Raw genomic sequence first — 20505 nt, 5'->3', positions numbered from 1 at the left:
CATGTCTACCTCTCTGCTGTTGCTGATTGCCGTACTCGGCGTGGTGCTGCTGTTATTGATGGTGATTAAGGCGAAGGTGCAACCCTTTGTCGCGCTGTTGGTGGTCAGTTTGCTGGTGGCGCTGGCCAGCGGCATTCCGACCGGCGAAGTGATGAAAGTGATGACCGCCGGAATGGGCGGCGTGCTCGGCTCGGTGACCATCATCATTGGTCTGGGGGCGATGCTCGGCCGCATGATCGAACAATCGGGCGGCGCCGAGTCGCTGGCGCAGCGTTTCAGCCAGGGTCTGGGGCCGAAACATACCGTCGCGGCGCTGACCCTCGCCGCGTTTATTCTCGGCATTCCGGTGTTCTTCGACGTCGGCTTTATCATTCTGGCGCCGATTATCTATGGCTTCGCCAAGGTCGCCAAAGTGTCGCCGCTCAAGTTCGGCCTGCCGATGGCCGGCGTGATGTTGACGGTACACGTCGCGCTGCCGCCGCACCCCGGCCCGGTCGCCGCCGCCGGCTTGCTCAACGCCGACATCGGCTGGCTGACCATTATCGGCCTCGCGATCTGTATTCCGGTCGGCGTTATCGGCTATTTCGCCGCCAACTACCTCAACCGCAAAACCTATCCGTTATCGATAGAGGTTCTGGAACAGCTGCAGCTGGCGGCGCCGGAGCCGCGTCCGGAAGATCACGCGCCGCTCAGCGATCGCATCAACCCACCCGGCGCCGGCCTGGTGGCGGCGCTGATCGTCATCCCGATCGCCATCATCATGCTCGGCACCGTCTCCGCCACGCTGTTGCCGGCCGGCTCGGCGCTGCGCGATGCGCTGTCGCTGCTGGGCTCGCCGGCGGTGGCGCTGATGATAGCCCTGCTGTTGGCCTTCTACTTCCTGGCGCTGCGCCGCGGCTGGAGCCTGCAACACGCCAGCGACGTGATGGGGGCTGCGCTGCCGACCGCCGCAGTGGTGATCCTGGTAACCGGCGCGGGCGGCGTGTTCGGCAAGGTGCTGGTGGAATCCGGCGTCGGCAAGGCGCTGGCGGAAGTGCTGACGGCCATCGGCCTGCCGCTGGTGCCCGCCGCCTTTATCATTTCGCTGGCGCTGCGCGCCTCGCAGGGTTCCGCCACCGTGGCGATCCTGACCACCGGCGGTCTGTTGTCGGAAGCGGTCAGCGGCTTGAATCAACTGCAGCTGGTGCTGGTAACGCTGGCGACCTGTTTCGGCGGGCTCGGGCTTTCGCACGTCAACGACTCCGGTTTTTGGATCGTCACGCGCTATCTGGGGCTGTCGGTGGCCGATGGCCTGAAGACCTGGACGGTGTTGACCACCCTGCTCGGCCTGAGCGGCTTCCTGTTCACCTGGCTGTTGTGGCTGGCGGCGTGATTTCTCTGGCATACTGAACGCCGTTGTTTTTCATCGCCTTTCACCCTGTGCAGGAGCAGCAACATGACCGTAATCAACACCGCGCCAACGCTTATCACCGAACGCCTGCGGCTGGACGCGCACACGCTGGACGACTTCGACTCGCTGGCCGCGCTGTGGGCCGACCCGCTGGTGGTGCGCTATATCGGCGGCACCCCGCGCGACCGGGAAGACTCCTGGGGGCGCCTGATGCGCTACGTTGGCCACTGGGCGCTGTTGGGATACGGGTATTGGGCGGTGCGTGACAAGCAGAGCGGCGAGTACCTCGGCAGCATCGGCTTTTCCAACTTCCTGCGCGACATCACCCCGGCGCTCGATGCGCCGGAGATGGGCTGGACGCTGGTGAGTTCGGCGCACGGCAAAGGCTATGCCACCGAGGCGCTGCGGGCGGCGCTGGCCTGGGGGAAAACGCACCTGCCGGGGGAAAAAACCGTCTGCATCATCTCGCCTGAAAACCAGGCTTCGCTGGCGTTGGCGAAAAAGGTCGGCTTCAGCGAAAGCCACCGCAGCGAGTACCATCAAAACCCGATCGTGGTGATGCACTGCCCGCTTTGAATGCCTAAGCGCGTTGCACCGCCAACGCCGTCTGAATGAAGTTGTCCCGCAGCGCGTCGGTGCGCTGCGGATCCCAGGCGATACCGACCTGCCACTCCGTCTCCTCGCCGCTCAGCGGTAAAATGTCGATGCCGGCCGGCGCGATATGCGTGATGCTGTGCGGCAGCAGCGCGACGCCGACGCCGGCGGCGACCAACGCCAACAGCGTCTGGATGTCGCCGGCCTGCTGCACCACGTTCGGCGTCAACCGGTGAGCGGCGATAAACCGCAGCGACTGATCGCTCAGCCCGCGCCCGCGTTTAGGGGTCAATTGCAACAGCGGCAGCTGATTGAAACGTGCCATCAGATCGTCGGTGCGCAGCGCCAGCGCGCCCGGCGCAGCCAGCACCAACCTATCGCTCAGCAATGCCACACCGCACAGCGGCGTATTGACCGGCAAGCGCACGAACCCCGCCTGCAACTCTCCCTGCAGCAACAGCTGATACTGCCGCTCCGACGGCAGATCTTCGAGGCCAATCGCCACCTCGGGAAACCGTTGGCGAAAGGCGGCCACCAGCTGCGGCGCCAGATGAAAACTGGACAGGCCAAACCCCAGCGCCAGCCGCCCCGCTTCCCCGAGCGCCACCCGCCGCGCGCGCCGCTGAAACTGCTGATACTGCTCCACCAGCGCCTGCGCCTCCGGGTAAAGCCGCCGCCCGCCGGCAGTGAGCACCGCCCCTTGTCGGCCGCGCTCGAACAGCCGAACGTCAAGCTGGGCTTCCAGCGCCTGAATTTGCTTGCTCAGCGCCGGTTGGCTGATGCACAGCAGGCTCGCCGCCTGCCGATAGTTGCCCTGCTCCGCCAGCGCCACCAGGGCGCGCAGTTGTTTTATATCCATTCCATTATGTTATCAAATAAGGAATTTAATTGATTATACAGTAATCAATTCGCCTGCTGTAATCAATGCAGACCCCAACCGGAGAGATCCCATGACCACCTCATTACGCGCCGCCACGGTGCAATTCCAGCATCATGCCAATGACAAGAATTACAACCTGTCGACCATGGAACGCTTTATCAAGGAAGCGGCCGAACAACAGATACAACTGTTGGCCTTCCCGGAAATGTGCGTCACCGGCTATTGGCACGTGCGCCATCTGTCCGACGCCGAAGTGCGGGCGCTGGCGGAGCCGATCGTGAGCAGCCCTTCGCTGGCGCGCATTCGCCCGCTGGCTGAGCGTTACAACATGGCGATTGGCGTCGGGCTGATCGAGCTGGGCGATGACGGCCGGTGTTACAACGCCTATGCCGTTTGTCTGCCGGACGGCGAACTGCATGTGCACCGCAAACTGCACGCCTTCGAGCACCCGGCTATCGCCAGCGGCGACCGCTATACGGTGTTCGATACCCCCTGGGGCGTACGCGTGGGCGTATTGATCTGCTGGGACAATAATCTGGTGGAGAATGTGCGCGCAACGGCGCTGCTGGGCGCGGAGGTGCTGATCGCCCCGCACCAGACCGGCGGCACCCATTCGCGCAGCCCGCACGGCATGAAGCCGATCCCACAGGCGCTGTGGCAGCGGCGCGCGGAAGATCCGCAGGCGATAGAAGCCGCCTTTCGCGGCGAACACGGCCGCGGCTGGCTGATGCGCTGGCTGCCGTCGCGCGCTCACGACAACGGGCTGTTCTTGCTGTTCAGCAACGGCGTGGGCCGAGATGACGATGAAATACGCACCGGCAACGCGATGATCCTCGATCCTTACGGCCGGATCGTGGCGGAGACCTGGGCGGCGGAAGACCGGATGGTCAGCGCCGAGCTCGATCTGACGCTGATCCCGCTCAGCACCGGTCGCCGCTGGATCTACGGGCGGCGCCCCGAGCTGTACGGGTTGTTGACCGAGCCGCAAGGCTACGAGCGCGATGCCCGCAGCGCGCGTTTTTCGACGCAGCCGACGGGGCGCGGCGGTGAATGACAGATAAAAAAAATCCGCCCGGAGGCGGATTTTTTATGGGTGCGGCAAACAAGGCCGCAGGTTCATGCCCGCAGGCACGAACACACTTAGAAGCGGTAGCCTACGCCAACGTTCCAGGTGCCAACGTCAACGCTGCGAATGCGGTTCTGCTCGTAACCGACATCCAGGGCAACGTTCTCGATTGGGTTGAACTGCAGACCGGCGCCGTAGGTGAAGCCGTAGTCAGCGGTGTCGTGACGAGAAGTGCCGTTCTGAGCGTTGGTAGTGAATTTACCGTAACCCAGGCCAACCAGACCATAGATGCTCGCCCAGTCATTGATGCGGTATGCTGGACCGGCTGAGATAGAGTTGTACTGAGCTTTGTTATAGAAACCGTCCTGAGAACCGTCCTTTTCCAGGTGGGTAAAGGAACCGATTACGCCCAGTGGGTTGTTGTCGAACTCGTAACGGTATTTCAGGTTGAAACCGTCGGCTTTGTTAGCAACGCCTTGGAAATCACCCTGCGCATAGCCAGCGGATACGGTGCTCTGACCAGCGAATGCGGTACCTGCGCTAACTGCTAATACGCAAGCTGCTACTGCGGAAAGACATGCAATTTTTTTCATAACCACCTCAAACGCGTTTTATTATTAAGTACATCCATTTGTTCATGCTTTGAAAATATAACAAAAATTAGCGTGAAACTCTGCCTTGAAATGAGTGTCTAATGCTTTATATCGTGTAACAGAAGATTTCAAGAACAGTGTATCTTCTTCTTTTCGCTCTATTTTCGGCCGTATTCTACGACTTTCTGTGACAAAAATCACCTATTTAATATCCAGATAATTCTTAAGAAAAAGCGCATTTTTTGACCAAATCCGCCACATCTCATCCGAGGATCGGCGGATTTCACCGCGATGCGCGCTTTTCTCAGACAGATTTTCGCCATTTCATTTACACTGCTCGCATCCCCGTTTCGACCGTTTTCTCAAGGCTGAGGAACGGCGCATAAAAGGCCCGTTAAGGATGTCGTTATCTACTGCCGGCAGAGCGCCCTCCGCGCTGCTGCCCATTTGTCTGTTAATCATCGCCATGGTGTCGATCCAGAGCGGCGCTTCGTTGGCCAAAAGCCTGTTCCCGATCGTGGGCGCGGAAGGCATCACGACGCTGCGTCTTTTCATTGGCACCCTGATTCTGTTCATCATCTTCCGCCCGTGGCGCATGCGCATCGCCGCCGGCAGCCGCTTGCCGCTGTTGATTTACGGCCTGTCGCTCGGCGCGATGAACTACCTGTTCTACCTGTCGTTGCGCACCGTGCCGCTCGGCATCGCCGTGGCGCTGGAGTTTACCGGCCCGCTGGCGGTGGCCATGTTCTCGTCGCGGCGGCCGATCGACTTCCTTTGGGTGGCGTTGGCGATCGCCGGGCTGTGGTTCCTGCTGCCGCTTGGTCACGGCGTAGGCGGAATCGACCCGTTCGGTGCCGCCTGCGCGCTCGGCGCCGGCGCCTGCTGGGCGGTCTATATCATCTTCGGCCAGAAGGCCGGCGGCGATCACGGCCCCGGCACGGTGGCGCTCGGCTCGCTGATCGCCGCGTTGGTGTTCTGCCCGATCGGCGCCTGGCAAACCGGCAGCGTGCTGTTCAACGTTGAGATTCTGCCGATAGCGCTGGCGGTGGCGATCCTCTCCACCGCGCTGCCTTATTCGCTGGAGATCATCGCGCTGCCCAAAATTCCGGCGCGCACCTTCGGCACCTTGATGAGCCTGGAACCGGCGATGGCGGCGTTATCCGGCATGCTGTTCCTCGGCGAACACCTGAGCGGCGTGCAATGGCTGGCGCTGGCGGCGATCATCGCCGCCTCCATGGGCTCCGCCCTCACCATTCGCCCCAAACCTCGCCTCGAAAGCCTTTCCTGATGACCCGACTCGCCTGCAGACCGCAACGTCGGAATGCAGGCGGGTTAACTGTTTTCCTCGTGACAAGTCGGCATACTTCCCCTTAGCCTGTATCGCAGGCTCTTTGGACTTTCGCTCACATGGAGAATAACAGTGATTCACAACAGCCTGTTCAACCCACGCTTCGGCCGCGGACTCGCGCCGGCGCTGGTTTCAACCCTGACCGAATTGCGCCGATGCGACCTGCCAGAACTGGCGCTGGGGCATCACCCGATCGACGGCGACAACATCTTTATGGACGTGATGACGCTGACCACCGCGCCGGCGGCGGAAAAGCGCGCCGAAATGCATCAGGAATACATTGCGCTGCATCTGCTGATCAGCGGTGAAGAGCGCATCGAATACGGTCTGGCGGGCAACGGACATCGCGAACAACCCCACGCGGAAAATAGCGATCTGCTGCTGCTGGACATCAAACGCCACCCGCAAACGCTGCACATGACGCACGGCATGTTCGCCCTCTTTTTCCAGATGGAGCCGCACAAGACCGGCTGCGTGTGGCAGCGGCCACAGCAAATCAAGAAAGCGGTGGTGAGGATCCATCACCGTCTGCTGCTGTGAACCTGCGGCAGCGCCCGTAGAAAATCGGCGGCCTGGCGGGGAGAACGCAGGCGCACGAAACGGCGTCCGGCGTCGGGACGAGCCATCTCCGCCAGGTATTTTCGCCGGTTCTTCGAGTAAGTGCGGATCGTCCAGAGCACGATCGACTCGCGGCTGAAGAAAGAACGGCGGAAGCTTTCCCGATTGCCGGTGCCCGGCCACAGCTTGCTTTTGCCGGCCGCGCGTCGGCACGCGCGGCGCACGGCCTGCCACAGCGTGCGGCCGAAACCGTAGTCCAGCCACAGAATATAATCGACCTCGCGCCACTTGATCGGCTGCGTGCGGCTGTAATTGCCGTCCAGCACCCAGCCATCCCCCGCTTCGGCCAGCGTCTGTTCAAGCCGCGCCAGGAACGCGTCATCAGGCGTTCCCTGCCATTCGGGCCGCCAATACAGCCTGTCCATCTCGATATAGGGCACGCCAAGCCGTTCCGCCAGTTGACGTGCCAGGGTGCTTTTACCGCTGCCGCTGGTGCCGACGACGTTAATTTTCATTATTCGCCTATAAAGAGAGAGGATAATTGCCCTACTGTAGCGGCATCAATTACCGCTATCAATATGAATGGATGAGAAATTAACACTACGATAACAAAGCGGATATTTAGCCGAAGCCCGCAGGCGAAAAAATAAAATAACCAGGGTAAATTTTCACAGCCATAAACAATAAATCAGCGAATGATAAATAATTATATTTTTCATGATGTTGCATTAATTAAAAATTCAACCAGATCCATTATTCGTAGGCTAACCCTATTTGTGCAATAGCCATTTTCGTCCGGCAAAAATAAACAGCCCTGCTATAATTGATCCCGTAACGAAATAGGACAACGACTAATCAAGAGGATATCTGATATGAGTACCGCTAAACTGGTGAAAACGAAATCTTCTGATCTGCTGTATACCCGTAACGATCTGGACGAAAAAATCAAACTGGCCGCCATCAAGGCGCTGAACCATCAGGTCGTGCAATTCATCGATCTTTCGTTGATCACCAAACAGGCGCACTGGAACATGCGTGGCGCGAACTTTATCGCGGTTCATGAAATGCTGGACGGCTTCCGCACCGCCATCATCGAGCACCAGGACACCTTCGCCGAGCGCGTGGTGCAGCTGGGCGGCGTGGCGCTGGGCACCGTACAGGTGGTGAACGATCGCACGCCGCTGAAAAGCTATCCGACCAATATCCACAGCGTGCAAGAACACCTGAAAGCGCTGGCCGATCGCTACGGCGCGGTGGCGAATGACATCCGTAAGGCCATTACCGAAGTGGAAGACGAAGACACCGCCGACATGTTCACCGCCGCCTCGCGCGATCTGGACAAGTTCCTGTGGTTCATCGAATCCAACATCGAATAACGCCGCAGCGCGTTGCAGACCGCCCGTTGTGCCGGGCAGAACAGGCTGGGCTTCGCCCGGCCTGTTTTCTTTTGCGCGGCCGTTGAATTGTGCAATAAACGGCCCATATTAAACGGTAGGTTTCCCTTGTCAGGAGGTCATGATGGCCAGCGGCTGGGCGGCGGACGGCGCCGTACAAGATCAAATTGATTCTACCGTCGACGATGCGGTGCAGCGTGCGCGTGATGCGCTCGGGCATGGCGAGAGCGAGCGCTATTGCCAGGAATGTGGAGAACCGATCCCCGAGGCGCGCCGCAAGGCGCTGAAGGGGGTGCGTTTTTGTGTCACCTGCCAGGCCGAACAAGACAAAAAACACGCGGCCAGCAGCCTGTACAACCGGCGCGGCAGCAAAGACAGCCAGTTGCGCTAGCATTATCTGCTCCCCTTTTTCCCCTCTCGCGGTCACGCTTGCACCGTCAATGGATCATGAAAGTTAGAGTTAGTTATCAATATTGAAGCAAAAACGTTAAAGAACGGTTGTTTCACAGCCAAAATTTGGTTAATGATAGCCCCGTGCACCAAGATAATTCTTACGCACCATTTCGGTGCCTCATTGTGGTGCATAACCATAACTATTCGCCGTCACGGCACAACATCACGCAGTAACTCTTTGTTTTTATATTAGTTGAAAACATGGCACGATTTTTTCATGGCACCAACTGCAATATAAAAAATGGGTAATCCGCAACCTGTACAGGAATTCCTCTCATGAAGTCGATTTTTAAAGTCTCCCTGGCCGCACTCTCCCTGGCCTTTGCCGTAAGTTCCCACGCAGCAGACAAACTGGTGGTCGCCACCGACACCGCTTTCGTTCCTTTTGAGTTCAAGCAAGGCGACAAATACGTCGGCTTCGACATCGACCTGTGGGCCGCCGTCGCCAAAGAGCTGAAGCTGGACTACACCCTGAAACCGATGGACTTCGGCGGCATCATTCCGGCGCTGCAGACCAAAAACGTCGATCTGGCGCTGGCCGGCATCACCATCACCGATGAGCGCAAGAAAGCCATCGACTTCTCAGACGGTTACTACAAAAGCGGCCTGCTGGTCATGGTCAATGCCGACAATAACAGCGTGAAAGGCATCGACGATCTGAACGGTAAAGTGGTGGCGGTGAAGAGCGGCACCGGCTCGGTGGATTACGCCAAGCAGCACATCAAAACCAAGGATCTGCGTCAGTTCCCGAACATTGACAACGCCTATATGGAACTGGGCACCAAGCGCGCCGACGCGGTGCTGCACGACACGCCAAACATCTTATACTTCATCAAGACGGCCGGCGCCGGCAAGTTCAAAACCGTCGGCGATTCGCTGGAAGCGCAGCAGTATGGTATCGCCTTCCCTAAAGGCAGCGATGCGCTGCGCGAGAAGGTGAACGGCGCGCTGAAAACCCTGCGCGAGAACGGCACCTATAACGAAATCTACAAGAAGTGGTTCGGCACCGAACCTAAGTAAGCGGTGAACTTGGCACGCTATTAACTTAAGCACAGGGGGTCGCTTAACCCCCTGCGCTTCGTTGTATCTGATACCCACGTTTGGGATCACCGGGAGAAATATCATGCAGTTCGACTGGAGCGCCATCTGGCCCGCCATTCCTATCTTGTTAGAGGGCGCCAAAATGACCCTGTGGATTTCGGTCCTCGGTCTGATTGGCGGCCTGATCATCGGCCTCGTCGCCGGCTTTGCCCGCACCTACGGCGGATGGATCGCCAACCACATCGCGTTGGTGTTTATCGAAGTGATCCGCGGCACGCCGATCGTGGTGCAGGTGATGTTCATCTACTTCGCCCTGCCGATGGCGTTCACCGATTTGCGCATCGATCCGTTCACCGCGGCGGTGGTGACCATCATGATCAACTCCGGCGCCTACATCGCGGAAATCACCCGCGGCGCGGTGCTGTCTATCCATAACGGTTTCCGCGAAGCCGGGCTGGCGCTCGGCCTGTCGCGCCGCGAAACCATCCGCTACGTCATTATGCCGCTGGCGCTGCGCCGCATGCTGCCGCCGCTGGGCAACCAGTGGATCATCAGCATCAAAGATACCTCGCTGTTCATCGTGATCGGCGTGGCGGAGCTGACCCGTCAGGGTCAGGAAATTATTGCCGGTAACTTCCGCGCGCTGGAAATCTGGAGCGCCGTGGCGGTTATCTACCTGATTATTACTCTGGTGCTGAGCTTCGTGCTGCGTCGTCTGGAAAGAAGGATGAAAATCCTGTGATTGAATTTAAAAACGTCTCCAAGCATTTTGGCCAAACCCAGGTGCTGCACAACATCGATTTGAAGATCGACAAAGGCGAAGTGGTGGTGATCATCGGGCCGTCCGGCTCCGGCAAATCCACCCTGCTGCGCTGCATCAACAAGCTGGAAGAGGTGACCAGCGGCGATCTGATCGTCGATGGCCTGAAAGCCAACGATCCGAAAGTGGACGATCGGTTGATCCGCCAGGAAGCCGGCATGGTATTCCAGCAGTTCTACCTGTTCCCGCACCTGACGGCGCTGGAAAACGTCGCCTTCGGCCCGATCCGCGTGCGCGGCGCGAAGAAGTCCGATGCGGAAAAGCTGGCGCGCGAGCTGCTGGCCAAGGTCGGTCTGGCTGAGCGCGCCCACCACTACCCGTCCGAACTGTCGGGCGGCCAGCAGCAGCGCGTGGCGATCGCGCGCGCGCTGGCGGTGAAGCCGAAAATGATGCTGTTCGACGAGCCGACCTCCGCGCTCGATCCGGAGCTGCGCCACGAAGTGCTTAAGGTGATGCAGGATCTGGCCGAGGAAGGCATGACGATGGTCATCGTCACCCACGAAGTCGGCTTTGCCGAAAAAGTGGCGTCGCGCCTGATCTTTATCGACAAGGGCCGGATTGCCGAAGACGGCAATCCGCACGATCTGATCAACCATCCGCCGAGCCCGCGTCTGCAGGAATTCCTGCAGCACGTTTCCTGATCCTGGCGGTTTAACGGCGGGCGCGCCACGCGCCCGCCGCTTTCATTCCGCACGCTCTTCCACGCCCCATCGCGTTTCCTTTCCTACTATATTGATTGTTTTTCATCGTATTGCTCTGACATCCGCCGATCACAGAACGCCAAAGAGAGGAACCATGCCGCCAAACGCAGACTCCCGACGAGGTTCTCATCTGCGAGAACACCTGCTTTTCCTGCTGCTGCTGTTGACCCTGAGCGTCTTCGCAGCACCGGCGCTGGCGCAAAACGCGCCGCCTGCGCCCGCCGACAAGAGCGAGCAGCAGAAAGCCGCCTACGCCGCGCTGGCCGATCTGCTGCAAGACGACCAAGCGCGCGCGGAACTCATCGACCACCTGAAACAGACCGCCGGCGACGCTGCGGCCGCCGCGCCGGCAACGCCGGAGGAGTCGACGCCCGTTACGCTGAGCGACAGCCTGAACTCGCTGGCGCAGGAAGGCATCGGCACCTTTAACCAGAAGCTCGGCGCGCTGCAAAAGCTGATCGATTCCGGCCCGAAGCGCGTTTTCAATCCCGCCGGCTTTTTCCGCGCGCTGGGCTACTTTCTGCTGACGGTGGCGGTCACCTTTGCGCTGTTCCACCTGATCCGCCGGCTGATCGCGCCGCTGTACAAGCGCATGGGCAGTTGGGGGCACAACGCCAGGCTGCAGCGCGGCCCGTGGTATAAGCGCCCCGCCGCCATTCTCGGCGCTTTCGCCATCGATCTGCTGGTGCTGCTGCTGGCGCTGGCGGCAGGCAACCTGTTTGCCCGCCACGTCCACGCCGACAGCGCCACCATCCTGCGGCTGCAGACCCTGTTTCTCAGCGCCTTCGCGGTAATTGAATTTTTCAAGGCGGTGCTGCGGCTGATTTTCGCCCCCAGCTTCGACTATCTGCGCCCGTTCCCCTTCAGCGATCGGAGCGCGCGCTATTGGAACACCCGCCTCGCCTGGCTCAGCGGCCTGATCGGCTATGGCCTGATGGTGGTGGTGCCGGTGGTGGCGGTGCAGATCAGCTATTCGGCCGCCGCCGCCGTCAACCTGGTGGTAATGCTGGCGCTGACGCTATACGCCATTTGGCTGATCCTGCACAACCGCAAACCGATACAGCAACAGATCAACCTGCTGGCCGAACGGTCGATGGCGTTTTTCAGCGTGATCCTGCGCGGGCTGGGGCATGTCTGGCACCTGCTGGCGATCGCCTATTTTCTGGTGCTGTTCGTGCTGTCCCAGTTCGACATCGGCAACAGCCTGCGCTTTATGATGAGCGCCACGGTAAAAAGCCTGCTGGTGGTCGGCGTCGGCGCCCTGCTGTCCGGCATGCTGACCCGCTGGATTTTCCGCCGCATTTCGCTGCCGACCGACGTCAATTTGCGCTATCCGATGCTTGAGCGGCGCATCAACTCTTACATCCCCAACGGGTTGAAGATACTGCGGGTGATGGTGGTGCTGGCAGTGACGCTGTTTCTGCTCGATGCCTGGCATCTGATCAACCTGTATCAATGGGCGGGCAGCGAAAATGGCCAGCGGACGCTCGGCGGGCTGGTGCATATTCTGCTGATCCTGTTGATCGCCGTGTTCAGCTGGACGCTGATGGCCAGCATCATCGAGCACCGCCTGGCGCTGGAGCTGAGCAACGGCGTGCGGCCGAGCGCGCGCGAACGCACGCTGCTGACGCTGTTTCGCAACGTGTTGGCTATCGTTATCAGCACCATCACCGTGATGATCGTGCTGTCGCAGGTCGGACTGAACATCGCGCCGCTGCTGGCGGGCGCCGGCGCGCTGGGGCTGGCCATCAGCTTCGGCGCCCAGACGCTGGTGAAAGACGTGATCACCGGCGTGTTCATCCAGTTTGAAAACGGCATGAATACCGGCGAATACGTGACCGTCAGCGGCATCACCGGCACCGTGGAGCGCATGACCATCCGCTCGATCGGCCTGCGCGACGACTACGGCGTCTATCACATCGTGCCGTACTCTTCGATCACCACGTTGGCCAACTATGCGCGTGAGTTCGGGGTATACCGCGCCAATTACACCGTCAGCCGCGACGAGGACATCGATCGGGTCAATGAGGTGCTGCATCAGGCCATCGAGGCGCTGAAGCAGGATGAACAGGTGAAGCATTTCCTGATTGGCGAGCCGGTCTTCAACGGCGTGGTGGCGCTGGGCGATCGCTCGTTCACCACCCGCGTGACGGTGCGCACGCAGGCGCTGAAACAGTGGGTGGTGCAATACGCCCTCGACCGGCTGGTGAAAATCCATTTCGATCGGGCCGGCATCGGCATGCCGCAGCAGGCGATGCAGATTTCCCGCGCGCCGCAGCCGCATGACGAGCAGGCGCCGCCCGCGGCGATCTGAGGTTAGCGCCCGCGCCCGCAGGGCTGAGCGGCCAGGAAGGCCGCCACGTCCTGCCGGTAGGCGTCGTATTGCACCGAGCGCGGGGCAAACAGGCCCACCACGTTGATCAGCCACGGATGGCGCGCGAACAGCGGCTTGACCATCACATGATCGGCCTCGTCGATGCGCGTCACCGTCAGCAGCGAGGCCGGGATCGTTTGCCGATACACGCGCTCGGTTTCGTCCGCGTCCACGTTGACGTCGCGCCCGCCCAGGATCAGGTGCACCGGCGTGGCGAAATGCCGCAATCCCGCCGTCGCGTCGCTGGCCATGTTGGCGCGAATAAAGCGCCAGCGGTCGGCGCTCAATGCAGCGGCGGCGCCAGACTCACGGCGGTACTGTTCGTAACCGTCCGGCTGTTCGAGCAGCGTTTGGATGTGGCGCCAGTGCGCCTCGCGCGCGGCGATCGACGCTTCATCGTCCCCTGCCGCCGCCATCGCCGCCCGGGTGTTGTAGCGCCCCTGCCGCAGCCAGTTGATCGCCGGCGCCACCGCGAGCGTAAACGCGATGTCGGGGCGCAAACGCGCCACCTCCGGCATCACCCACCCCGCCTGACTGGTGCCCCACAGCCCCACGCAGCGCGCATCGAAGCGCCCGTCCCGCCGGGCCCAGTCGATGATATCGACGGTTTCCCGCGCGCGATCCGCCATGGTCTGATGCAGCCAGTTGCCGCCGGAGCCGCCCACGCCCGGCTTATCGAAGGATAAAACCGCATAGCCCTGCTGCGCCATCGTCTCCCAAATGCCGTAATAGCCTTCGTCGCGGCTGGCGTTGGCCGGTCCATCGCCGTGCACGAACACCACGACGCCGGGCTTCACCGGCGCATGCTCCGGCAGCACCAGCGTGCCGGTCAGCCGATTGCCACCGGCGGTCACCACGACCGGTTCGGTGACAAAGCGAAAGTCGTTGACGTAAATCACCCAGCCGAGCACCGGCAGGAGCAGCGCCACGAGACACAGCCCTATTCTGCGCACGTCGCCTCCCCGCTGCGTTTCTCCATCAACACCCAATCGGCCTGGCCGAACAGCAAGCCCAGCGAGGCGTAATGTTCTTCGCGCCGCACCTGAAAACCGCAGCGCTGATACAGACGCTGCGCATCGACGTTGCGCCGGCTGACGTGCAGGCTCAGGCGCCGGCCTGCGCCTTGTTCGGCGGCGTAGTCGTTCATCCACTGCAGCAGTCGCCTGCCCACGCCTTTGCCGCGCTGACTCTCGGCCACCGCCAGGTAGGAAAGATACAGCTCATCGGCCGCCGGGGTGTGCTGCAACACCGCAATTTGCAGATACATGCGCCAAACGTTCAGCCAGCCATAGCGGCGACACAGCCGCCAAATCGGCAAGGCGTGCGGACGCAGCCCGGCGCGGTTCTCGCCATCGATGGCATTCAGGGCAAAGGCCGCCACCACCTGTTCATCCTGTTTCACCACGAAGCTGCGCTCCCGGCTGCCGCTTTGCCGCCAACGCCACAGCCGATAGAACAGACGCCACTGAAGGCGGGCGCTCAGACGGCGCGCGCGCTGGAATTTGTCGCAGAACGCGGCGTAGATCAACGCCGCCGTTTGCAGCCGGTCAGCGTCGCGATAAGGCTCAATGTGCAACATATCAACCTCGACTAGGGTTGGCGGTAGAGCAGTTGCTCCAACAGCCGCACCGGCGTGATCGCCTCCGGCGAAGGCGACGCGAAGATCGCCTGCCGCCAAGCCTGGCTTTCGATCACGTCCAGCACCAGCTGCGCGAGCGGCAAGGGCGCTATCGCCGGCGCGATCTCGCCGATTTGCTGAGCCTCGGCGATCGTCGTCGCCAGCGCCTCAATCAACTGCCGCTGGTTGGCGCTGAACGGCTCGGCCAATGCCGGGTTACGCGCCACTTCAGCCACAATCTCCGCCGACAGTTGCACATTGTCCGGTTCGGCGACAAAAGCGTGATAGGCGGTGAAAAAGGCCGACAGCGCCTGTTTCGGCCGCTTTTTCTCGGCCCGCAATGCGGCGGCGAACTCGGCGAATACGCCGTTTTCCAGCAGCGCGATCTCGCCGATCAGCGCCTCCTTGCCGGAAAAATGGTTATAGAGGTTGCCCACGCTAACGCCCGCCGCCTGGGCGATATCCCGCATGCTGGTCTGGTGAAATCCCTTATGGGTAAAGCTGTGCAGCGCAGCGTCGACAATCTTTTCTCGGTTTCCCATCGGCAGCTCCCGAAGCAATGAGGGCGCTGGGCGCCGTAAATTGATACAAACAAGTGAACGAACGTTCGTTCATTTTCAAGTCTAGCATAGACCGGTAAAATTGAACTACGGCTCAACGGGGCAGAGATCGGTGGGAAGAGACAAACGCCGCCCCACTTTCAGGGGCGGCGCCCGGCAAACTCAGTGCAGCGCGTCGCCCTGCTTCACCGACGTAAACGCCTGCATCAGTTTCACGACGTCATGCATGCCGATGTTGACCTGGTTGATCACTTCTCCGGCGTCATGGGTCAATGCCACACCGCCGCCAGCCTGTTCCACGCAGGTCGCCATGCCGGCGATCGCCGCCGCCACGCCTTGCTGGATAGACTTGGTCATGCGTTCGATCTCGGTCGCCGCCTTGCGCGACTGTTCCGCCAGCGTGCGCACCTCATTGGCCACCACCGCAAAACCGCGCCCGTGCTCACCGGCGTGGGCGGCTTCGATGGAGGCGTTAATCGCCAGCAGATTGGTTTGCGAGGCGATTTTACGAATGGCTTCGACGATGGTGCCGATCTGCTGAGAGCACTTGCCAAGCTCGGTGACCACGTCCGACGTTTCGCGCGCCGCCGCTTCGACCTGCTGCATGCCCTTCACCGCCTGCTGCACGATGACCGCGCCCTGCGCCGCCTGCCGGTCGGTATCGAGCGACAGATGATGCGCGTTGCGCACCATCTCTTCTTCGTGCTGCTGCTGTTGCATCAGCCGGGTGATGTCCTGGGCGATCTTCACCACTTTCACCACCTGGCCGTCGTTGTCGAGGATCGGGTTATAGCTGGCCTCCAGCCAGACCCGTTCGCCGCGCCGGTTGACGCGCTCAAAACGCCCGGTGATGAACTCGCCGCGCGCCAGGCGCTGCCAATGCCGCCGATAGTCGTCGGAAGCGGCGAACGCCGGTGGGCACAGCACCGCATGCGACTGCCCGCACGCCTCATCCAGCCGATAGCCCATCAGCGCCAGCATATTGTCATTGGCGCTGACAATGTCGCCCTGCGGCGTGAAAGAAATCATCGCCATCGAGCGATTCAGCGCCGCCAGCAGGCTGCGGTGTTCCTGCGCCTGGGTCACTCGCTCGGTCACTTCGCTGGCGATCTTGACGATTTCCACCACCTTACCCTGTTTATTCAGCACCGGCGCATAGGTGCCCTGCAGCCACACCGCCTCGCCGTTTTTCGCGATGCGCTTTATCGTGTCCGTGATGGGTTGCCCTTTATTCAGCGTCTCCCAATGTTCGCGATATAACGGGCTGGCGACATAGTTCGGATCGCAGAAAATACGGTGATGCCGGCCTCTCACATCATCGCGTTGAAATCCGAGCGTGCTGAGAAAGAGATCGTTGGCGCGCAATACCGTGCCGTCGGGCGAGAATACAATCATGGGAACGGCGTGTTCTATCGCGCTCAGCTCGGCGCCTTTGTGGGTAGTTAACTGACTGAATCGTAACAGCATAGGGTGTAGTCCTTGTGGCAGATGATCGCGCTTTTCTTATTTTGTCTGGCCACATGCCGCGCCCACACGCAGACGTGCCATCGCGGAAGGAGCGGGCGCGCCGATCCTTCTGGTTATTGCTCTTAACCGGATTAAATTTATTTATTCAGTAAAGTAATTATTCGAATTTAAATAAACCAACAACCTAAGATTTTTATTATGAATAACTGTATTGAGAATAACGTAAGTGATGAAAATTGAAAGGTAAAATGCGGATTTTTGTCGGCGCCGGCAGGATAACCGGCGCCGGGAAGATTAATGCCAGCGCTCGGCTGCCCAGGCGGCCTGTTGCTCGGCGTCATGGAAGGTCCAGGCGACGAAGCGGCTGATCTTCTGCCCTTGCGCCATCTCGATGGTGCGCACCTCGGCCGCCCCCGCCACTTTCAGCGCATGGTAGATGGCCGGCAACGTGGTGTTTTTCGAGATAAGCGAGGTGAACCACAAGCAGTTGTTGGCCTTGCTGACGCTCTCTTCCACCATCTTGCGCACAAAGGCTTCTTCGCCGCCTTCGCACCACAGCTCGTTGTTCTTGCCGCCGAAGTTTTGCACCGGCTTGTCGGCCACTTCCCCTTTGCCCAATTTATGCAGCTTGCGGCGGGTGCTGGCGCGCGCTTCCTGCTCGGACGCGTGGAACGGCGGGTTGCACAGAGTGGCGTCGAATTTCTCGGCCGCGCCGATGATGCCGCTAAAAATCAGCTCAGGCTGTTTTTGCAGCCGCAGACGCACGCTGTTGCGCAGCGTCGGGTTCATCTCGACGATCATTTTGGCGGCGTTCAGCGACACCGGATCGATTTCGGAGCCGGTGAAACGCCAGCCGTATTCGCGCAGGCCGACGATCGGGTAAATGCAGTTGGCGCCGACGCCGACGTCGAGGATCGCCACGCCCTTGCCGCGCGGGACCTCGCCGCCGTTGCTGGTCGCCAGCAGATCCGCCAGGTGGTGCAGATAGTCGGCGCGGCCGGGGATCGGCGGGCACAGGTAATCAGCCGGAATATCCCAGTGTTCGATGCCGTAAAAGTGTTGCAGCAACGCACGGTTGAGCATTTTCACCGCCGCCGGATCGGCGAAATCCACCGAGACATCGCCCCAGGCGTTCGGTTTTACGAACGGCGCCAGCGCCGGGCAGCTGGCGATCAGCGCCGGGAAATCGTAGCGCGAACGATGACGGTTGCGCGGATGCAGGCCGCTTTTCTGCTGCGGGAAGGTTTTCTTTTTTTCCACCGTGACGGGCTCTCTTGAAGGTATTTCCGGCGCGTAAGATAACACATCCGGCCCGGAATGGCGCAGCGGCGGGAAACCCGGCACAATGAAAGCTTCATCGATTGCCACAGGGGCCCCCATGAGCCGTGAATCTCGTTATTATTATGAACCCGCCGCCGGCCACGGCCTGCCGCACGATCCGCTGAACGCCATCGTCGGCCCGCGCCCCATCGGCTGGATCTCTTCCCGCAGCGCCGCCGGCTTGCGTAATCTGGCGCCCTACAGCTTTTTCAACTGCTTCAACTACCGCCCGCCAATCATCGGTTTCGCCAGCACCGGCTGGAAAGACAGCGTGGCGAATATCGTGGAAACCGGCGAGTTCGTCTGGAACCTGGCAACGCGCCCGTTGGCGGAAGCGATGAACAACAGTTCCATCACCCTGCCGCGCGGTGAGGACGAATTCGCCTTCGCCGGCGTCACGCCGCTGCCCGGGCGCCGGGTCAAAGCCGAGCGCGTGGCCGAAAGCCCGGTGAACTTCGAATGCCGCCTGACCCAATGCATCCAGTTGCAAACCGCCGCCGGGGAACAGGTGGAGACCTGGCTGGTGTTGGGCGAAGTGGTGGCGGTGCATCTCGATCCGGCGCTGCTGGATGAACACGGCGTTTACCAGACCGCCGCCGCCGAACCGATCCTGCGCGCCGGCGGCCCGAGCGCCTACTACGGCATTTCCGAGCAGCACCGTTTCGATCTGACGCGCCCGACGCGCTGATCGTCTCCCCCGTTTATGCAGAAGATGAACGGGGGAATTAACAATCAAAAAATCTGAATAAAACCGTCAACACTCTCCGATTTCATCACGTCTTATCCTGCGCAATAATCTTCCCATCGAAAGGCACTCCCTTTCTCCCTAATCCGCTTTGACAGGAATGACGAACATGAAAACCATCAAAACTTTTGCTGCTGCTATCGCTCTGGCTACCGTTTCTTTCACCACTTTCGCCGCTGAACACGTCAGCGCGCAGGATGCCGCCCAATTCGAAAAAGCCGGCGTGATCGTCGCCAGCGGCGCGACCGACCTGAGCAGCCTGAAATCCCAGTTGGCCGCCAAAGCCGATGCGGCGGGCGCCAAGGCTTTCACCATCACCTCCACCAGCGGCAATAACCTGATGCACGCCACCGCGGTTATCTACAAATAATCGCCGCCCCAGACGTCAAAAAGCCCGCCGGCTATCACCCCGGCGGGCTTTTTTTATGTTCAAGTGCATTAGCGCTGGATGGGTAAGACAGCGAGTTTTTTGCCGTCCGCTTTGTCAGCAACCAATGTAAATTCAGTCCAATATTTGCGCGGTGCCTCATTTGACGCATTGCCGACCGTCGCAATCTCAACCGAATAGCTATGCCCAATCTTGAACCCGTCGAAAGCCTCCGTCAGGCATTCGCCAGGCATGACCGCTATCGGCTGCTGGCCCGGCGCAACCGACGTGGACCATTCCGCCTTCCCTCCGGCCCCCGGTTGATAAATTCCGATGCCCACCAGCTCGCGTTTTCCGTCAATATCGTCCGGCACACTAATGCATACGCGATTGTTTTTAACGCTGACGTTTGCCGGATAGAACCAGGGACGTTCCTGCACACAGCCGCTCAGCAATGCCAGCGCCAATAAAAAAGTCAGTTTTTTCATTTCATCGCCTTAGGATTACGCGGCTCTCGAAGGAACAACCGTAACACGGTTTCATAGCGAGTTTTAAGATCTGGCCCTTCCAAGCCAGTCATCCGTTTGTTACGACGCCACTCTTCTCGACTAAAACGAATAAGTAAAAAGTAATCAGCAAGGATGGAAGCCTGCTGCTCCATTCCGTAATCAGCGAGAGTGTTATAGTTGGGAAGAGAGTATTCATAAGTTGCCGCCCAGCTCATGGTACCTCTGAGCAACACATTCATTTTCATTTGATACTGCCAAACATGCGCCATTTCATGGATAAACCAATGTTGAAAACCCGCGCCCTCTCTTGAATAATCCTCACGAAAATTCTTTGGAGTGAAATAAATTTCGCCGTTCGGTGTAACGGCCGTATTATCATTTTGCAAACCTAAAGGGAAATAACCCGCGTTATGCACACTCACTCTCGAATAATCGATAGCATTCTTAAAAATGATCTGGGCTATTCCTATCTCACCGACGGTGAGCTTTCGCGCCATTCCTTTAGCCGTAGTCATATCGTCAGTTCCATTGACAAGTGAAAGAATACCCTAGCATAAATAGCCACCTTGTGCGGGAATGCCCTGATAGTTTGGGATAATTCTCCCGGAAAAATTGATGGTATCCTCTCGTTAGTGCGATACCAATTCTGATTTATGATGGACTCACTAAAATCTATTTATTCTTTAAATAACTAAAACAAAGAGTTT

The 20505-nt window shown here is 59.7% G+C and carries 23 protein-coding genes; 13 read left to right on the top strand and 10 right to left on the bottom strand.

The annotated features are described in order from the left end of the window. The first annotated feature begins 1 nt into the window (after position 1). Both ACJ8IP_RS12880 and ACJ8IP_RS12875 read left to right on the top strand, forming a co-directional pair. Positions 2–1372 carry a GntP family transporter gene (locus tag ACJ8IP_RS12880; protein ID WP_042783990.1) on the top strand — a complete coding sequence of 457 codons (1371 nt, stop codon included), beginning with the start codon at positions 2–4 and terminating at the stop codon, positions 1370–1372. Between the two features lie 63 nt (positions 1373–1435). After that, positions 1436–1966, top strand: a complete 531-nt coding sequence (locus ACJ8IP_RS12875) for a GNAT family N-acetyltransferase (RefSeq protein ID WP_033650561.1) — start codon at positions 1436–1438, stop codon at positions 1964–1966. Between the two features lie 4 nt (positions 1967–1970). Here the strand turns inward: ACJ8IP_RS12875 and ACJ8IP_RS12870 are convergent, their stop codons facing one another. Continuing rightward, entirely contained in the window at positions 1971–2843 is an 873-nt protein-coding gene (locus ACJ8IP_RS12870) for a LysR family transcriptional regulator (RefSeq protein WP_042783989.1), read from the bottom strand. A 91-nt stretch (positions 2844–2934) separates the two neighbouring features. Between ACJ8IP_RS12870 and ACJ8IP_RS12865 the strand changes: the two genes are divergently transcribed. Continuing rightward, a complete protein-coding gene (locus tag ACJ8IP_RS12865; protein ID WP_108680345.1) occupies positions 2935–3918 on the top strand; it encodes a nitrilase family protein in 984 nt (327 codons plus the stop codon). 86 nt (positions 3919–4004) lie between these two features. Here the strand turns inward: ACJ8IP_RS12865 and ompX are convergent, their stop codons facing one another. Then, positions 4005–4523: an outer membrane protein OmpX gene (gene ompX, locus ACJ8IP_RS12860; RefSeq protein WP_019454480.1), complete on the bottom strand. Its 519-nt coding sequence runs from the start codon at positions 4521–4523 to the stop codon at positions 4005–4007. A 400-nt stretch (positions 4524–4923) separates the two neighbouring features. Here ompX and rhtA point away from each other — a divergent pair, with 400 nt between their 5' ends. Continuing rightward, entirely contained in the window at positions 4924–5811 is an 888-nt protein-coding gene (rhtA, locus tag ACJ8IP_RS12855) for a threonine/homoserine exporter RhtA (RefSeq protein WP_033650558.1), read from the top strand. A gap of 132 nt (positions 5812–5943) precedes the next feature. Continuing rightward, positions 5944–6411 carry an N-acetylneuraminate anomerase gene (gene nanQ / locus ACJ8IP_RS12850; RefSeq protein WP_033642391.1) on the top strand — a complete coding sequence of 156 codons (468 nt, stop codon included), beginning with the start codon at positions 5944–5946 and terminating at the stop codon, positions 6409–6411. Here nanQ and ACJ8IP_RS12845 read toward each other — a convergent pair. Further along, positions 6393–6944, bottom strand: coding sequence for a shikimate kinase (locus tag ACJ8IP_RS12845; protein WP_164107254.1), 552 nt, complete (start codon positions 6942–6944; stop codon positions 6393–6395). The genes nanQ and ACJ8IP_RS12845 overlap by 19 nt on opposite strands. Positions 6945–7301: 357 nt before the next feature. On the opposite strand from ACJ8IP_RS12845, the gene dps reads away from it, so the two are divergent. From dps to ybiO, 6 genes are all read left to right on the top strand, one after another. Further along, a complete protein-coding gene (dps, locus tag ACJ8IP_RS12840) occupies positions 7302–7805 on the top strand; it encodes a DNA starvation/stationary phase protection protein Dps (RefSeq protein WP_016928514.1) in 504 nt (167 codons plus the stop codon). Between the two features lie 142 nt (positions 7806–7947). After that, on the top strand, positions 7948–8214 hold the full coding sequence (locus ACJ8IP_RS12835) for a DksA/TraR family C4-type zinc finger protein (RefSeq protein WP_033642389.1): 267 nt from the start codon (positions 7948–7950) through the stop codon (positions 8212–8214). 338 nt (positions 8215–8552) lie between these two features. Further along, positions 8553–9296 carry a glutamine ABC transporter substrate-binding protein GlnH gene (glnH, locus tag ACJ8IP_RS12830; RefSeq protein ID WP_016928516.1) on the top strand — a complete coding sequence of 248 codons (744 nt, stop codon included), beginning with the start codon at positions 8553–8555 and terminating at the stop codon, positions 9294–9296. 103 nt (positions 9297–9399) lie between these two features. Further along, positions 9400–10059, top strand: coding sequence for a glutamine ABC transporter permease GlnP (gene glnP, locus ACJ8IP_RS12825; protein ID WP_004939229.1), 660 nt, complete (start codon positions 9400–9402; stop codon positions 10057–10059). Continuing rightward, positions 10056–10778 (top strand): glutamine ABC transporter ATP-binding protein GlnQ, encoded by a 723-nt coding sequence (glnQ, locus tag ACJ8IP_RS12820; RefSeq protein ID WP_004939230.1) that lies wholly within the window; start codon positions 10056–10058, stop codon positions 10776–10778. Before glnP ends, glnQ begins: the two co-directional genes overlap by 4 nt. A 154-nt stretch (positions 10779–10932) precedes the next feature. After that, entirely contained in the window at positions 10933–13152 is a 2220-nt protein-coding gene (gene ybiO / locus ACJ8IP_RS12815) for a mechanosensitive channel protein (protein WP_164107253.1), read from the top strand. A gap of 2 nt (positions 13153–13154) precedes the next feature. Here the strand turns inward: ybiO and ACJ8IP_RS12810 are convergent, their stop codons facing one another. The 5 genes from ACJ8IP_RS12810 to rlmF all read right to left on the bottom strand — a co-directional run bounded on the left by ACJ8IP_RS12810 (position 13155) and on the right by rlmF (position 18117). Continuing rightward, complete coding sequence (locus ACJ8IP_RS12810; protein ID WP_089196784.1) at positions 13155–14165, bottom strand: alpha/beta hydrolase family protein; 1011 nt, start codon at positions 14163–14165, stop codon at positions 13155–13157. Continuing rightward, positions 14153–14791 (bottom strand): GNAT family N-acetyltransferase, encoded by a 639-nt coding sequence (locus ACJ8IP_RS12805; protein WP_164107252.1) that lies wholly within the window; start codon positions 14789–14791, stop codon positions 14153–14155. The genes ACJ8IP_RS12810 and ACJ8IP_RS12805 overlap by 13 nt, the downstream gene beginning before the upstream one ends. Before the next feature lie 11 nt (positions 14792–14802). Continuing rightward, entirely contained in the window at positions 14803–15372 is a 570-nt protein-coding gene (locus ACJ8IP_RS12800; protein ID WP_033642384.1) for a TetR/AcrR family transcriptional regulator, read from the bottom strand. Between the two features lie 180 nt (positions 15373–15552). Further along, positions 15553–16857 (bottom strand): methyl-accepting chemotaxis protein, encoded by a 1305-nt coding sequence (locus ACJ8IP_RS12795; protein ID WP_442524412.1) that lies wholly within the window; start codon positions 16855–16857, stop codon positions 15553–15555. 294 nt (positions 16858–17151) lie between these two features. Then, complete coding sequence (gene rlmF, locus ACJ8IP_RS12790) at positions 17152–18117, bottom strand: 23S rRNA (adenine(1618)-N(6))-methyltransferase RlmF (protein ID WP_442524411.1); 966 nt, start codon at positions 18115–18117, stop codon at positions 17152–17154. A gap of 118 nt (positions 18118–18235) precedes the next feature. Here rlmF and ACJ8IP_RS12785 point away from each other — a divergent pair, with 118 nt between their 5' ends. Both ACJ8IP_RS12785 and bhsA read left to right on the top strand, forming a co-directional pair. Next, complete coding sequence (locus tag ACJ8IP_RS12785) at positions 18236–18865, top strand: flavin reductase family protein (protein ID WP_047025039.1); 630 nt, start codon at positions 18236–18238, stop codon at positions 18863–18865. A 166-nt stretch (positions 18866–19031) separates the two neighbouring features. Beyond that, on the top strand, positions 19032–19292 hold the full coding sequence (gene bhsA, locus ACJ8IP_RS12780) for a multiple stress resistance protein BhsA (RefSeq protein ID WP_015377148.1): 261 nt from the start codon (positions 19032–19034) through the stop codon (positions 19290–19292). A gap of 68 nt (positions 19293–19360) precedes the next feature. Here the strand turns inward: bhsA and ACJ8IP_RS12775 are convergent, their stop codons facing one another. Together ACJ8IP_RS12775 and ACJ8IP_RS12770 are read right to left on the bottom strand one after the other, a co-directional pair. Continuing rightward, positions 19361–19777 carry a putative T6SS immunity periplasmic lipoprotein gene (locus ACJ8IP_RS12775; protein ID WP_047572179.1) on the bottom strand — a complete coding sequence of 139 codons (417 nt, stop codon included), beginning with the start codon at positions 19775–19777 and terminating at the stop codon, positions 19361–19363. Further along, positions 19774–20313 (bottom strand): hypothetical protein, encoded by a 540-nt coding sequence (locus ACJ8IP_RS12770; RefSeq protein ID WP_044031650.1) that lies wholly within the window; start codon positions 20311–20313, stop codon positions 19774–19776. Before ACJ8IP_RS12770 ends, ACJ8IP_RS12775 begins: the two co-directional genes overlap by 4 nt. Between the last annotated feature and the right edge of the window lie 192 nt (positions 20314–20505).

Source organism: Serratia sp. CY52157 (assembly GCF_052168495.1).
Taxonomy (GTDB): Bacteria; Pseudomonadota; Gammaproteobacteria; order Enterobacterales; family Enterobacteriaceae; genus Serratia; species Serratia ureilytica.
The sequence above is the reverse complement of the archived record's forward strand: the minus strand, read 5'-3'. Positions and strand labels throughout refer to the sequence as shown.